This window comes from Vibrio nigripulchritudo ATCC 27043 (assembly GCF_000222685.1).
GTDB classification, from domain to species: Bacteria; Pseudomonadota; Gammaproteobacteria; order Enterobacterales; family Vibrionaceae; genus Vibrio; species Vibrio nigripulchritudo.
The window spans coordinates 1-15,959 of the sequence record NZ_AFWJ01000025.1 but is presented as its reverse complement, the minus strand read 5'-3'; the positions used below and the strand labels follow the sequence as shown (position 1 = coordinate 15,959).

At 47.0% G+C, this 15,959-nt stretch carries 12 protein-coding genes; 5 read left to right on the top strand and 7 right to left on the bottom strand.

Annotated elements, in window-relative coordinates; all coding sequences use genetic code 11:
* Complete coding sequence (locus RH89_RS04075; RefSeq protein WP_004399294.1) at window positions 1–1,530, bottom strand: ABC transporter substrate-binding protein; 1,530 nt, start codon at window positions 1,528–1,530, stop codon at window positions 1–3.
* A 23-nt stretch (window positions 1,531–1,553) separates the two neighbouring features.
* Window positions 1,554–3,137, bottom strand: a complete 1,584-nt coding sequence (locus RH89_RS04070) for a phytoene desaturase family protein (protein ID WP_206536129.1) — start codon at window positions 3,135–3,137, stop codon at window positions 1,554–1,556.
* Between the two features lie 429 nt (window positions 3,138–3,566).
* On the opposite strand from RH89_RS04070, the gene RH89_RS04065 reads away from it, so the two are divergent.
* The 4 genes from RH89_RS04065 to RH89_RS04050 all read left to right on the top strand — a co-directional run bounded on the left by RH89_RS04065 (window position 3,567) and on the right by RH89_RS04050 (window position 7,501).
* The gene (locus RH89_RS04065) at window positions 3,567–4,583 is read left to right on the top strand and encodes an AraC family transcriptional regulator (protein WP_139063221.1); all 1,017 of its coding nucleotides are present in this window, start codon (window positions 3,567–3,569) and stop codon (window positions 4,581–4,583) included.
* 310 nt (window positions 4,584–4,893) lie between these two features.
* Entirely contained in the window at window positions 4,894–5,667 is a 774-nt protein-coding gene (locus RH89_RS04060) for an SDR family oxidoreductase (RefSeq protein WP_004399290.1), read from the top strand.
* 49 nt (window positions 5,668–5,716) lie between these two features.
* Window positions 5,717–6,955 (top strand): styrene monooxygenase/indole monooxygenase family protein, encoded by a 1,239-nt coding sequence (locus RH89_RS04055; protein WP_004399289.1) that lies wholly within the window; start codon window positions 5,717–5,719, stop codon window positions 6,953–6,955.
* 12 nt (window positions 6,956–6,967) lie between these two features.
* A complete protein-coding gene (locus tag RH89_RS04050) occupies window positions 6,968–7,501 on the top strand; it encodes a flavin reductase family protein (protein WP_004399288.1) in 534 nt (177 codons plus the stop codon).
* Window positions 7,502–7,603: 102 nt separating this feature from the next.
* Here the strand turns inward: RH89_RS04050 and RH89_RS04045 are convergent, their stop codons facing one another.
* From RH89_RS04045 to RH89_RS04025, 5 genes are all read right to left on the bottom strand, one after another.
* Entirely contained in the window at window positions 7,604–8,614 is a 1,011-nt protein-coding gene (locus tag RH89_RS04045) for an AraC family transcriptional regulator (protein ID WP_004399287.1), read from the bottom strand.
* 338 nt (window positions 8,615–8,952) lie between these two features.
* Window positions 8,953–11,079, bottom strand: a complete 2,127-nt coding sequence (locus RH89_RS04040; protein WP_004399286.1) for a methyl-accepting chemotaxis protein — start codon at window positions 11,077–11,079, stop codon at window positions 8,953–8,955.
* 303 nt (window positions 11,080–11,382) lie between these two features.
* The gene (locus RH89_RS04035) at window positions 11,383–12,345 is read right to left on the bottom strand and encodes a type 1 periplasmic-binding domain-containing protein (RefSeq protein WP_004399285.1); all 963 of its coding nucleotides are present in this window, start codon (window positions 12,343–12,345) and stop codon (window positions 11,383–11,385) included.
* Between the two features lie 71 nt (window positions 12,346–12,416).
* On the bottom strand, window positions 12,417–13,103 hold the full coding sequence (locus RH89_RS04030; RefSeq protein ID WP_004399284.1) for a response regulator: 687 nt from the start codon (window positions 13,101–13,103) through the stop codon (window positions 12,417–12,419).
* Entirely contained in the window at window positions 13,100–14,659 is a 1,560-nt protein-coding gene (locus tag RH89_RS04025) for an ATP-binding protein (protein WP_004399283.1), read from the bottom strand. Before RH89_RS04025 ends, RH89_RS04030 begins: the two co-directional genes overlap by 4 nt.
* 217 nt (window positions 14,660–14,876) lie before the next feature.
* Here RH89_RS04025 and RH89_RS04020 point away from each other — a divergent pair.
* A partial coding sequence (locus RH89_RS04020; protein ID WP_038144912.1) for a TolC family protein occupies window positions 14,877–15,959 on the top strand: 1,083 nt, incomplete at its 3' end.

The following is a 15,959-nucleotide window of genomic DNA, read 5'->3' as shown; positions in this document are numbered from 1 at the left end:
TTAGTTTCTCGACATTAGTTGTGGCAGCAATGCACCCGACGCATGTGGCACAACGCTCACTCTAGGATCGTGAACAATGGGCTGAACATATTGAAACAGGGGCAGAACAAGCGCATCTTCAGCAATTTTCTTATCGACCTCTTTCCATCCCTGAATTCGCGTTGACTCGTCCTTTTCCCCCCAAAGAGGGGCAATCATGGCTACCAGATCTTCGCCATCCCAAACGGAGTGAGGTGAAGGACCAAACATCGCAAAGCCTGTGGATGTGGTTGGATCGCCTATTGAGTTCCCCCAGTTATAGAATGCGGCGGGGGCAAGTTTGTCGGCGGCTCTGAGTTCGTAGTGTTTGGCTACTTCGTAAACCTCGATCTCTGCATTAATTCCGACCTTGCGCCACAAGCCGACAATAGCCTGTATGATTTCGTAGTCTTTGGGTTTGAAGCCTTTGGTGGTTTGAATAGTGAAAGTCACTGGGTTACTGCGTGAATATCCGGATTCGGCTAAAAGCGTTTTGGCTTTTTCAGGATCGTATGGCGTTTTAATGCGCCCATCGTAGGCGGTATACAATTCGGTCTGTAAGGTATCAATTGGCAACCCATACCCCTTTAGCAAACGCTCTACAATGGCTGTTTTGTTCACGGCATGTACGGCTGCTTTACGGACATTCGGATCTTTCATCACTCCGATGTCATTGAAAAAGATCATGCCGATATCCGACACCGGTGCCGCAACGCCATTTAAGGCACTTTTGCGAGTCAATCGGTTGTATTCTTCGTAAGGGATTTCCAGCGTGACGTGTGCGTTTCCTGATTCCACTTCCGCTACACGCGCAGAAGCGTCTGTCACGAACTTGATCGTTACGGAATCAAATTCAGGTTTGCTCCCCCAATAATTCGGATTGGCTTTAAGTCGGATGTAGGCGTTTCTTTCAAATCGCTCGACCATATAAGGTCCAGTTCCGATTGGCTTTGCTTCAAAACCTTTTTGCCCGACTTTCTCAAAATAGGCTTTTGGCAACACATACCCAGTCAGAAAGCTCATCCATTTAAACAGCGTAGGCTCAAACCTAACGACATCAGCAATGATCGTGTTTCCATCTATCTGAAAATTGTCGACCGTTGACCAGATAAACTGAATGGGATTCCCGCTGCTTTCGTCACCTGCCCTTTGCAAAGACCAGACGACATCCTCCGCCGTCAAAGGTGAACCGTCATGCCAGGTCACTCCGCTGCGCACCGTCATATAAATCTTAGTGCGATTTTCCAGCCAGCCCCAGTTCGTAATTAGCCCCGGAGTTTGGCTCAGATCGGTTTTCTGACCGATAAACTGATCAAAAACGGATTGATAAATACCCTGTAGTGTCGGATTCACCGACGAAGGGCCTATTGTCGGGTCCCAACTGGGTAGATTGACGTTAGAAGCAATGACAAGCTCTTCTATCTCCTGTGCGTTTAAGAGCGGTGGATAGATAAGCGTGATACAGAGAGCCAAAAGCGCTTTTACTCTGCAGGTGGTTTTCCATAAATTCATCGTGAACTCCTTTTCCCTGACGATCATTCCGTCAGTTTTTTTGCTAGTAGAAAGCCTGCTCCAGCCCCTGTTCCGGCACCGGGCCAAACGGCAGCACCGGTGTGGTATAAGCTCGAAACGGACGTCGTACCATCTGATCGCCCTAATATTGGTCTGAACCAGAAGTTTTGGTTGAGGTGATGGCTTCCACACAATTGATCTCCCCCAACCAGATTTGGGTTATCTTTCTCAAGCTCTGCCGGGGAAACAACGTGTGTTGATACAATGTTTTTTCTAAGACCTGGGGCGTAGCGTTCAACAATGTCTAGCACCCGCTCACTATAGGAATCTGCCAGCGTTTGCCATGTCTTATCTTGCTCCTGAAGCTGGGCTTCTGAGGGCAACATGCGAACTTGAAGCCAAAGTGTGTGCTTATTTTCAGGAGCGCGAGTCGGGTCGGCAGACGTGGGCTGACCTACAACAATAACGGGCTCTTCTGGCAGTTCCCCCGACAATGCTTGTTGATAGGTTTTGGCCATTTGGTTCATTGAAGGTGCGATGTGGACATAAGCAAACTTTTGCAACTCCTGTGATGCTGTCCAGTTGGGTAAGGCTTCTAACGCCAAATGGATCATCATGGTTCCAGGTGCATGTTTGAATGCTCGATAAGCCTGAACTTCTTCCTCTAGTTTTTGTTGCTTACCTTCCTGTTTGAAACGTTCCAGCATATGGCTTAAAGCCGATGGGGAGACATTTGCAATCACCGCCTTATTGGCGCTAATTGTCCGTCCATCTTCCAGCCGGACTCCCACCGCCTTTCCTTTTTCATTCAAAATTTCTTCGACTCGCGTGCCGCACTCAACGATGCCTCCCGCTTCCCGAATTTTATTCACCATGGCGTTTGTGATTGTGTCTGCACCTCCTTTGCCAATCACCATTCCAAAAGACTGATTGGCAAAAGATTCGAGGTAGGGAAAAATTGCGCCACCGGCGATGTCAGGAGCAAAATCAAGGTGCATTCCCCATGCGGCTAACGTCGATTTCACATGTTCAGATTCAAAATGATCGTCAAGCCACTCTCTTGGGGAACTCAGCATTAAGCGAAGCAGTTTAAGTGCGCCTGAAAGCTTTATTTCACGGTAGGTCTGCCACACATTGCTGCACATGGTTCGCCAACGAAATGGAGATTGTAGGAATCGCACCATCACGGGCGCATTGACCGAAAACTGTTTGGTCAAAGATTGCCATTCTTGAGCATCCTTATGAGAGAAGCTCTGAATTCGCTCGGTGTTTAGCGAAACGTCCTGACTTATTCCAAGCCATTTTCCGTCTGGAAAAACGCTGGCAAAGCAATGTTTTACCGGAACTAAATCAAGCCCATGTCCAAGTAATGCCGAGCCGTATTGAGCAAAAAAGGGGGAACCAGCAAACAGGCTCAGGTTCATTGCCGCCCAATCATGTCGATACCCTTTAGCCGTGTACTCTCCAGTCTTAACTGCACCACCTGGTACACTGCTTTGCTCAACAATGTGGACCTTCCAGCCTTTGGACTGAAGAATGAGAGCGCAAACGAGACTATTTATGCCACTTCCTATCAGGACTGCATCTACACGATTGTCCGACATCATTTATTCACCTGTGTTGTTGATTCATTTCAGTATCTTTCAGCCCAAGAGACCGAACAACGTACAGGCAAAAGGTGACTAATGGTTTTTTGCAGGGCTTGGATAGCATCCGTAAGAAGTGGATAGTGAGTTAACAAACGAGCAACATTTCTAATACTATTGCAGTGCAAACCCTTGCAATAAAAGGGCTGACGGCGATTACATAAATGCAGAAATCGGATAGTTTCTGCAGAATATGGATCATGGGTCACGATTCGATCCATTAGAATGTTACTAATATGTAACAAATCAATACGGATATTGATTGCTTGGAAGCTTGATGTGGTAGTTCAAGGGTTGTGATTCACTCAGCATCGTGACAAAGACCGAAAGTCTACTCGCCATATTCAACCTTATTTCTACAAGCAAGGACACGGACAATACAGGAGAACAATGATGAAGTACGCGACAGAATCTCCCCGTTTTAATGTTCAGGCTTTTCGTCAGAGATTGGACGATAACAGTCATTTGCTTTTCAGTTCGAGTAACGTTGACGAGGCGAAGACAAGTGTAGGTCGAGTCATGACCCCTCACGAGCTCAACGTCATAAACAACACCGGGCGGTTGAAAGCGAGCATGCACTACATGCCATTAGGGGATATTTCTCTGTATCGACTGAAGTACGGTTCCAGTGTCGAAATCCACATCCCGACCATCAAAGACTATTACTGTATTCAAATCCCCGTTCATGGTCACGCATGTGTCACCAACGGAGTCGATCAGATTGAGTCCACAGAGAGCACGGCTTCTGTGCTGAATCCCGATGTTCAAACCAATATGGTATGGGACTATGACAACGACCAGTTCATGATTAGGATCTCTCGGACTTTAATGGAGCGAACCGCAACGGGCATATTGGGCCACGATATCGATGAACCCATTAAGTTCGATGTTGGGTTTCGCTGGCAGGACTGTCCTGCCTGGTATTGTCTTATTTCATACCTTTTAGACTTCTATGCCTCGTCTGATCCGTCTATGAGAGAACACAAGCTGATTACAAGCCAGCTCAATCAACTGACTGCTACGACGTTATTTTTAAACCACAAGCACACCCACATTGAAGAAACAGGTCAGCAAAGAACCTTTATTCGACCCAGACATATCAAGCGAGCACAAGAATACATGGAGTCTCATGCCCATGAACCTATCTCAGTAGAGCTTCTGGCGCAGGTTTGTGGAATCAGTGTTCGAAGCCTTTACAGTGGCTTCAAAGATTTTGTCGGAACCACGCCAATGCAATACTTACGCAACTTACGACTGGATCATGTCAGGAACGATTTACTCACCTGCGAGACTGGAAGTGTTACCTCGATTGCTATGCGCTGGGGTTTTTCACACATGGGTAGGTTTAGTGCCGAGTACAAAGCAAGATTCGGAGAAAGCCCCAGCCAGACATTCCGCAAATCCTAGTCACCTAAATCTCATCACCAGGTCAGCTTCAGCATGTTGGTGAAGCTGACCTTCAACCTTTCCAATCTTTCGCCTTCAAACAGAAAAACTCACCCAAACGGGTTGAGCGAATAACTCCGCCATGCAGGATCCGACGCATTGAAACAGTCGCTGACTTATCACTCTAAACAACCACTTCATTACCCGCCCTTTAAGATGCAGAGTTTGGATACCTGCACTCAATAATGGATAGAGACTGACTGCCTCTAGAGGGAGGATGGTATTTCCGGCAGGCATTCAAGCCAGAGAACCAGAATCAAGGAGGCAATTGATGAAAGGACTAGAAGGAAAAGTCGCCATTATAACCGGCGGGGTAACAAAAATTGGGCAAGGAGTCGTCAATACTCTGCTCGAATACGGAGTTAAGGTCGCGGTATTTGATATTGCATCTGCCCCACAAACCGACAACGAAAACCTGAGTTACTTTGAAATAGACATCACCAACGATGAGAAGCTAAATACTGGCATAGAAGCCGTTATAAAAGCCTACGGTAGTATTCATTTTCTTGTAAATCTGGCCGCGACTTACTTAGATGAAGGAGACCTGTCTAATCGAGAAGACTGGTTGAATGCGCTTAACGTAAACCTCGTCAGTGCGGTTATGGCTGCAAATGCCATTCGCCCTCATATGGTGGAACAAGGAGGTGGAGCTATCGTCAATTTTACCAGCATTTCCTCTTCCATCGCGCAAACAGGCCGCTGGCTCTACCCTGCCTCTAAGGCAGCTTTGCTTCAGGTTACTCGCAGTATGGCGATGGACTATTCCCCCGATGGAATCCGTGTCAACTCGGTATCTCCGGGTTGGGTTTGGTCCAGAATCATGGATGAAATAACCGATGGAAACAGAGAGAAAACGGATTCAGTTGCAGCCGATTTTCATCTTAAAGGGCGAGTCGGCTCACCAGAAGAAGTGTCCCAGGTTGTGGCATTTTTACTGTCTGATCTATCCAGTTTCGTCACCGGTTCGGATTATTCGGTGGATGGTGGGTATTCAGCAATGGGACCAGAACAGGCAAAACCCGCAATTCCTCGCTTAGCGGAATAACGAATCATTAAAACAAACCATTAAGAGATCTATATCAAAGGAGTGAAACATGAGAAGCATCGCCATTGTAGGTGGAGGACAGGCAGGTCTTCCGTTGGCAATTCGTCTTTTAGACAACGATTATCGAGTGACTGTCGTAACCAATCGGACGCCGGAAAACGTGCGCAATGGAAGAGTATTGTCCAGTCAGTGTATGTTCGACGACGCTCTTCAAATTGAGCGCGATTCTGGCTTAAACCTGTGGGAGAAAAACTGCCCGAATGTTGATGGAATCGGGTTTTCCGTTCCTCATCCAGAAGTCGCAGGGGAAAAAGCCATAGAATGGAGCGCCACGTTAGATAAACCGGCACAAGCGGTCGATCAACGAGTAAAGATGCCCATTTGGATGGAACTCTTTGAATCCAAAGGTGGCAAATTAGTCATTGAAGATGTCGGGATACCGGAGCTAGAAAACCTTACTGCCACCCACGACCTTGTCATCCTTGCCGCAGGCAAAGGGGAAGTCGTCCGATTATTTGAACGGGATGAAACTCGCTCTGCATTCAGTAAACCTCAACGTGCTCTTGCGTTAACCTATGTCAATGGCATGAAAAAACAGGATGACTTCAGTCAAGTCGCATTCAATCTGATTCCGGGTGTGGGTGAATACTTTACCTTCCCAGCTTTTACGACTTCTGGTCCATGCGACATCATGGTGTTTGAAGGGATTCCCGGAGGTCCTATGGATTGCTGGAATGACGTTACTACTCCTCAGGAACATCTTTCAAAAAGCAAAGAAATTTTAGACACCTTCGCCCCTTGGGAAGCTGAGCGCTGCCAGCACATTGAGCTAACGGATGAAAATGGCATTCTAGCAGGTCGTTTTCCACCAACCATTCGTAAACCTGTGATGACCTTGCCTTCTGGTCGATTGGTATTCGGCATGGGAGATGCCGTGGCTACGAACGATCCGATTACGGGTCAGGGTTCTAACAACGCGACCAAAGCTGCAAAAGTTTACGGCGATGCGATCATCGCGCGTGGCGAACAATCATTTACCGCTGACTGGATGAATCAAACCTTTGAAACCTTCTGGGATTACGCAAGTAGCGTCGTGAACTGGACCAACAGTTTACTGCTGCCGCCTCCCCCTCATATTCTCGAACTGCTTGCTTCGGCACAACAGATACCTTCACTCGCTTCAACCATAGCCAATGGGTTCAACCACCCACCCAATTTTTACCCTTGGTGGGAAGATGCCAATTTGTGCCACAGCGTTATTGAATCTCACTCGGCAAAAAGAGCATAGGAGGCAGGGGTTATGAACAACAATTCAGTTCGCACACAAGAAGAAACCACGCAACAAGAAAGTGAAACTTTGCTCCCTCAAGTGCTACGAAACGCACTGGGTAAATACCCTACAGGTGTTGCGATTGTCGCCACTCGCACCGCTGAAGGTGCGCCAATCGGGCTAACAATCAACTCCTTTGCTTCGCTTTCTCTCACGCCGCCTTTGGTGCTTTGGAGCTTGGGGACACAGTCCCCTAACCTTGCAAACTTTAACGATTGTGACCACTTCTCAATCAATGTTCTTTCTGGTGAGCAGGAAGATCTCGCGATGCGATTCGCCAGCTCAAAAATAGAGAACAAGTTTGATGGTGTGGATTACCAAATAAACTCACATGGCGTTCCGGTGATTGAGGGAGCCATCGCCACACTGATCTGTAAAAATGCAGAACAGAACTCCGCTGGTGATCATCTGCTGCTGATTGGCAATGTCCTTTCCATCGATTCTACAGAGCGTCTGCCATTGGTTTTTCACCAGGGTAAATTTACGTCTCTAGCGACCGCATAAGTGCCATTGCCTTAAGAGGTTTGAACACGACCCCCTTTTGATGGATACATTCAAAAGGGGTCTTTTGAATTAAAAGGTGAAGGGATTTAAAGATGAAGAGAGTTAAAACCGCCTCAGGCTTTCACTTGGGCTTTCACCATAGCGATTCTTATACTCAACACTGAAACGTCCCATATGGGAAAACCCCCACTTCATTGCTACCCCAGTTACGCTTTGTGCTTGTCCACCTTGTAATTCCAAATGCACCTTTTCCATGCGAAGGTTACGCAAGTATTGCATTGGGCTAATACCAAGAAAGTCTCGAAAACCGCCATATAAGCTACGTACGCTCACGCCCGCCACCCCCGCCAACCTTTCAGCGGTGATGTCTTCACTCAGGTGTGCATCAATATACGATTGGGCAATCCGAACATGTCGGGGTCGAATGGCAGGCATACTCTTCGTGGCGTCAACCGAGTAGTTGTGAGAATGGCAACTTAATAAACACGTTGCGACTAGCTGTTCTAGTTGACCAAGGATCAGGCTATTCTGGCTTTCGGCAGGTGAGATCTGAGCAGCGTAAGTCAGTAAATACCAAAGTAAGCTTTTCCACTCTCGACTTCTTTGCCATTCAAACCCTAAATCAAACCGCACGGCTTCATCCAACGGATGACCTGTCATGCCTACTACAGTGCGTTCTATTAAAGGCTTGGGAATCTTAATCATCAGTTGATCTACATTCGGCTTCCACTGCATGCTGACACTATCATCAGCGCTAAGAACAGATGCCAGATTGGTTGTGGAATCCACCTTACAATGTGGACATTCGATGACCGCTCTTCCAGACAAAGGCATCTGAACGAGAAAAAACTCTTTCATAGCACCAGGTTCAATCTCTACGCCTGCACCATATTGAAGTCGGCTCACCGAAATTTCACCTAGCTGCAAAAAATGCATTTTCGCATCAAGTTTGGTGCGATCTTCTTTTACTGAAAGCGAGTGAGATTTCATGACCTGCCCAACGGCACCACAAACCTCCTCAACATTTCCAGAAGAGAAAAGAAGCCTTTCCGACTGGCTGAATTCCTGATCGACCAATTGGAACAAAGAGTTACTTATTCTGGAGTCATACATCCGTCACTCCTCACTATATTGCGTCCGATTGCTTTTTGTTCTGATGTTTTTGAAATGGGTAGCATTTGAGGTCTAACGTCACCCACAAACAAAACCCACAGAATTAACATTCTATTTACATACCAAACACACGATAGTCCAGGTGCAGCCAGCTCTATATCCGAATAGTGCACAAATTATCCAGATTAAGCGTTGAACCACGCTATCGATTTTTAACTCTGACCTCGGTGAATCCAGCGATCAATGAAGCAAGTAATCGAGTTGAAGATGTTAGAACCCTGATTCGGGTGAAGAGGAAATGCGACCTCACCCGAAACGGGCGAGGTTCATTGTCATTGCTACACTTTAAACTGGCTGACCAGCGTTTGTTGCTGATGCGACATCTCAGTAATTTCGGATACGACTGAGTCGGAAGATTGCGCCTGATTTAAAATATCCGCGCTAAGATCTCGGATGTTTGCGATGTTGAGGTTCACTTCGCTGGATACCTGCTGCTGTTGCTCGGTTGCATTCACGATCTGGTTGTTCATTTCGGTGATAGCCTGAATCGCCGACTTTATCGATTCCAATTCATTCACTGCGTTGCGAACGTAGACAGAGGTATTATTAGCAAGGTCATTTCCTTCCTGAATCGCACTGACCACGTCTTTGGTGCCGAGTTCGACTTTGCCAATGACTTCGCGAATTTCTCCTACCGATTCCTGAGTGCGACTCGCCAGGCTTCGAACTTCATCTGCCACCACTGCAAATCCACGTCCATGTTCGCCTGCCCTTGCTGCTTCTATCGCTGCATTCAGGGCTAACAAATTGGTTTGCTCAGATATTCCTTCTATCACAGTCAGGATCTCAGTAATGCTGGCGTTGTTGCTTGCCAAGGCTTCTACAGTTGGTACGGCGGTTTGCATCTTCTCAACCAGTCTGGTCATTTCGCTGTAAGACTTCTCGACCACTTCATGACCAGAAACGGCTGCGGCACTAGCCTGATTGGCTGCGTCAGCCGCTGAATGAACATTTTGCGCCACGACGGTCGCAGTTTGCGTCATTTCCTCTGAAGCCGTTGCCACTAAGTCTGTTTCTTTAAACTGAGAGTCGCTGCTATCGCGAATAACTGTGGCAGAACGTTTCGACTGTTCAATCAGCTCTCCCACCACTTCCGTCGTATTGACCAGATCCCGAATGATCGTCTGCAGCTTTTCCAAAAACTGATTAAATTCAGAGGACAGTTGACCGATTTCGTCGTTAGACGTGACTTTTAAGCGCTGCGTTAAGTCCCCCTCTCCCGACGCAATGTCATGGAGCCGAGCGACAACTTCACGTATAGGCTTAACTAAGCGAGATGAAGACACGCTAATCACTATCAAACCAATAACGACAAACAGAGCACCAAAAGAGATTTCAGTAATAATGCCAGCTTCAACCAGCCCTTTGATAACAGCATCCAGAGCGTTCGCATCAGCTAACACGCTGTCTTTCGGTACGTCTATCAACACACCCCAGTTCTGATTGGCAATTTGAATAGGAGAGAAAACTGTTAGCCAGTTTCCATCTTTGCTCCAACTGACCTGGCTTTGACTTCCATATAAGAAATCGGTCATTTTGCTGTCTGATACGTGATTGCTTTTGTAAGGAAAACCGACTTTGTCGGGCATCACATCGCTGGCGATAAGTGTGCCGTCCAGAGAAACAATCGCGATCTCACCCTGCCCGTCAAACAGGGCTTCATCCGCATCTGAAATGGATTGGTTAAGCTGGTCCAAGCTTAAATTGATGCCAAGTACACCCACCAGTTCATCGTCTCTTTTTAACGGGACAGAAATGGAAGCTGTAAGCGCACCTTGTTCAGAAATTTTGGGGCTCGACACGCACGCGCTGCCAGTATTGAGTGGACAGGAATACTTCTCGCCGTTGGCTGGATCGGAGAGTTCATTCTCCCCTATCAGTCGTACTACGGCTTTGTCGCCCTCTTTGATTTTTGCCCAATACGGGGAAAAACGTCCAACTTCGTTAGAGCCAAGTTCACCGGCGTTTTTGTAATACTTGTCTTCCCCATCAACCTTGTCGACTTCGAATACCAGGTACGCTCCCTGAATCGTAGGAAACTGATTAACGGCACGCTCCACCAGTTCGTTCAGCGCATTACGCAGCACTTCACTGGCAGTAAAGTTTTCTTGTGCGTTTTGGATCAGAAACAGCGCACTGTCACCAAGCATTTCTGCGCGGTAAGTAGCTTCATCTAAATATTTCTGGACTTGGGCAGCGTTAGATCGGGATTCGGCGTTCAATAACTGCTGAGATTTTAATACAACGGACTCAGTACTTTTCCCTTTGATGACGGTTTGATTTTGAATTGCGTTAAAAACTGAAAAACCAATCAAGGCAATCGAAGTCAGTACCAAACATACCCCAGACAACAGGGTGATTTTCCATTGTACAGACAACGAACTTCGCTTGCGTAGATCGCTCATTTGTAACTCCTAGGCGTTTAACGGTTTAGCCCGAAGGCTGAAATAATGTTTGTTAAATACGCCTTTGTGCCTGAAGCAAAACTTCGTCACTTCAAGCACACACCTACGACATTGGTCTTTGCCTCTGTCTCGATGATCGGTGCTTTCAGCACTGAACACCCAGGTGCCACTCCTTTGTTTACATCACAGGTTTTCCCTGCTTATTTATGTTTTACACTATGTTAACACTATGACTCATCAGAACCATGACGTGTGTATGAAAACTGCGAGGAATAAATCATAATTCTTTAACTAGCAGCTCATTCATTTTCGCATTTCGGCATTTTTCTCAATATCACTCGGTACTTGTAACTGCCAGCGTTCCAGTTCTGTCTGGCTAAAGATAAACGCGCCTTTCTTCGGGGTCGTGATCGTTGGCATGTTTCCCTTTTCATTAAACTGATTAATCAGCTTCGCCACTTCAATACCCTGTTCTAACGCGCTGATGCTCAACCCGCCAATCGCCTTACCCGGACCAACTGAATAGGACCAAAACGCAAAAATGGGTAACGGCGAGTTTTCACTCGTCCATGCGCTCACTTCATCCAGAGAATAGTGCTTACCAGACTCATCTTTTAAAGCGGCATAATTGGCGATGATGATGGCGTCGTAGCCCTGATTCTTAGATTCAAACACGTTACTTTCCCAACTCTCGTAATTAGGGACCAAGCTGGTGTGAACGGTAATCCCGTTGATATCCTGATTGAGTTTATTGCTGAAAGAGGTCTCCAATATGGCGTGTGAGGTTGCGGCATCGTCCATCAGTACGCGTATATTTTTCACCTCAGGCAGTACTTTGCTGATCATATACACCGAGCGTTTCATCAAGGGCCGTTCGAGTACCCCAGAAATAGTCGGCGTGATTGAAATGTAGTTTCTCGGGTTTGCGTTAATACCTAGAAAGAAGGTCGGAATTTTGTTGTCTATCAGGCGAGGACCTAAATACTTGAGGGCGTTGTCATCGGACACCACTACAACATCAGGATCATGTTGCTGGATAAACTCCCACGCTTTATCTGCGATTGCAGGAAACTGTTCTGCGGGTTTGCGCTTAGTATCCATCTGGAAGTCATGGATCGTCATCGCACCTATCTCGCTCTCGAACCCTTCCCGATACTCTTTGACCCAAGGATACTCAAAGTGATAACTGTGAATAAAAACGAGCTCTTTAGCAAAGCCCGGAAAAGCAAAGAGTAGTGCCAGAAGAACAACGATGTGATTTCTCATATAAAAGCCCTAACGTTATGTCTTTTACAAGTTTAGACAAAAAGTCAGGGCTCATAAGAATTGATGGAAGCTTAGCGCAGAATTTTTCGGTATGTCCTCTCTGGTCTTCCGACTGAGCCGTAATGAACATCGGCTTCAAGTTCGCCGGAACTGATCAGATATTCGAGATAACGTCTGGCTGTGGTGCGGCTGGCACCGATTCTCACCCCGGCTTCATCCGCCGTGAGCTGGGTATCCCCCACGAAGAGATGACGGATTTTATCCAGTGTTACACCATCAATCCCCTTAGGCAGGCGATTGTTTGCGGGCTCTTGTTGCGAACTGGATTGCAGCATTTTGTCCACCAGCTTCTGATCAAGATCCGACACCGTTTCCAGCTCTTGTTTTTGTGCCTGATATTTCTTTAACGCCGCTTCTAAACGGGAAAAAATCACCGGTTTCAGTAAGTAATCGACCACACCACCCCGCATGGCTTCCTGCAGCGTGTCTACATCTCTCGCGGCGGTGACAAGAATAACGTCACAATGCTGTTTTTGCTGACGAACCTGACGAAGGATCTCCAGCCCGTTGCCATCTGGCAGGTAAACGTCGAGTATGACCAGTTCTGGTTGCAACAGTTCAAGCTGCATTTCGGCTTCGGTTTGAGAAGTGGCGATACCAACCACTTCATAACCGCCAATCTGATTCAAGTACCTGTTGTGCACCTCAGCAATGCCCTCATCGTCCTCGATGATCATTACCTTCGTACTCGTCGTCATTTTCTTTTGTCCTTTGGTATATACACCGTCGCTCTTGCTCCCTGAGTCGGACCATTTCCCAGCTCCAGCTGTCCGCCATACTGGCTGACTAACTTGCTGACCAGATAAAGCCCCACGCCCCTGTTGGCTTTCGCCTTGCTGGAAACGCCTTTCTCTATCAGTCTGGATACGTTAATGTCTTCTGGCAAACCACATCCTGTGTCTTCCACTTCCAGAATGATTTCTGTCCCGTAGTCACTGATGGATACAAACACATTGTTTGCCACTCTATTCTCGCGTTCTGCGATCATGGCATCGAATGCGTTGTCGATTAAATTCCCCAGAATCGTGACCAGATCATCTGCAATGATATTTTCAGGCAACTGCTCTAATCGTGTACCAGCATCAATTTCCAGCATAAGACCGAGTTCACGGGCACGCTCTGTTTTTCCCAAGAGTAAGCCAGCTACTAATGGATCTTTCACTGCATCTCGGATAAAGCCAATTAACGCCTGATAATGTGCGGTTTCCTGTCCTATCAGTTTCTGAACCTGTTCGGTTTCTCCTAACTGAACCAGCCCACTGATGGTGTTGAGTTTATTTCTGTGTTCGTGAGTTTGTGACCGAAGCATATCGGCGTATTCACGGGTTTGAGAAAGTTGTTTGGTCAGCTCGGTTATTTCGTCCCTTCGACGGAAACTGGACACGGCTCCGACCACTTCGCCCTTGACTATAATGGGGTTTCGGTTGGCAACAATGCGCTGATCATTCAAATAGAGATCTATGTCATGCTGAGGCTCTTTGGTTGCTAGAATATCCACCAAATCGCTATCGGGAAGGACATCTTTCATCGGCAGATTCAGCACATTCTCTCGGTCGATTTTGAGTATTTCACACGCACTTTTGTTGATTGATCGAACGGTTCCGGCATTGTCGATGCTGATCACACCTTCCTTGATGGTACTCATGGTGACGTCCAGCTCGACATACAGCCGTCCTATCTCCTCTGGTTCAAATCCAAGAATGGCTTTTTGAAAACGTCGGGACGCATAGTTTGATAACACAGCATTGGCGATCACTACCAGCAAAGCCATGGCAATAAGAAACGCTAAATAAGGCTCAATTCTGTCTTGCAGACTGTCGAGCAAATACCCGACAGAGACAACCCCGATGATGTTCCCATGTTGATCAATGACGGGGGTTTTACCCCGAACCGATTTACCTAATGAACCTTCGGCATAAGACACATAAGACTGACCAAGTTCCAGTGCTCTTGCGTTGTCGCCTCCTTTCATCGGCTTGCCAACGCGCTCTTCAACTGGGTGAATCAATCGAATGCCTTCTTTATTACCAATTACAATGAAAGTTGCACCGATCAGTTTCGTAAGCTCTCGAAATTCGAGGGGTAATTCTCCCACCTGCTCACTTTCGACCATGTCTACAACGGAACGTGACTGCGCCAGAAACTGCGCAATGCCAAGTGCTTTGTAGCCCATTTCTTCTTGCTGGGAATGCTTAATATAGGCGAATCCCGCCGCGGTCAGGATAAGTAGCTCAATTAACCCCGACAAAGTCATGATAATCAATAACCTGCGGCGAAAGCTCAGATTTTTCCAACTAAACAAAATCGTCCCTCTTAATTTCAGCACATAACTTTAACAAACTCGAAACATCGCTTCCGTTAGTCACCGCAAGAATTTAAACTTCAGACCCGTTGCTAAGTATAGGATCCAGTTGCACAGCCATTTTTTAGAGTATAAACTCTAATTCAAATTTTAAGTGGTAAGTTTAATGATGAACAAAAGACCTCTGGTTGTACTTTTGGGCGCACTTCTCACCCAGCCTCTGTCGGCATTTGCTCAACCCGTCAATTTTGATCAGGCGTGGCAAATCGTTCAGCAGCAGAGCGACTCCCTTTCCGCCTCTCAAGCTAACCTAGAACGCTACCAACATTTACAGGCATCCAAAGACAGCCTTAACCTACCAAAGGTAACGCTTTCAGCGAATTACACACGATTGGATGACGATGTAACCCTCTCTGCACACCAAATTGCCGAGAGCTCCAACGTCGATCTTTCCGGTTTAGCCCATATGCTGCCGCCCAGCATAATTCAGAGCTTAGGTGGTGCTACATCGACCATTACAGAAAAAGACATTTTCTCCTCCTCTATTCGAGCGGTATGGCCAATTTTTACTGGCGGCAAAATCACCGCAGCTCAGGAAATCGCAAAAGGGCAAACCGAAGAAGCCCGAAGCCAGTTAGAAATGGAACGTCAGGCAAAATATGAAGATCTGACCAAGTTCTATTTCAGTGTGGTTTTGGCAGAGAAAGTCGTCGAAACACGTCAGGTGGTTGAAAAAGGATTAGAAAAACACCGCGACTTTGCATTGAAAATGGAGAAGCAGGGTCAGATAGCGAAAGTCGAGCGCTTGCAGGCAGAAGCCTCCTTCGATAAAGCCAAAGTCGACAGAAAAAAAGCCGAGCGCGATCTTGAAATTGCCAAAACCGCGTTAGCCAAGCTATTGAATGTCGACAGCGTCGAGCTGGTTAGCCAGCTTTTCATCAACGATGCCTTGCCGCCGCTTTCCGCATTCGTTGATCAAACACTGAACACCTACCCAGGTTTGCAGCTTCTGGATGCCAAAGCGCAGCAGGCAAGCAACCTGGTTAAAGCCGAAGACGGCAAGTACTACCCCAACGTTTATCTGTACGGGAACTACACGGTATATGAGCACGAAAGCCTCGCCAGCCAGATGAAACCAGACTGGATGGTCGGCGTGGGTGTGAGCATTCCTCTTATTGATTCTTCTGGTCGTTCCGATCGCTCTCAGGCAGCACACAGTGCAGTCCAGCAGGTGCAGTACCTCAAGGCACAA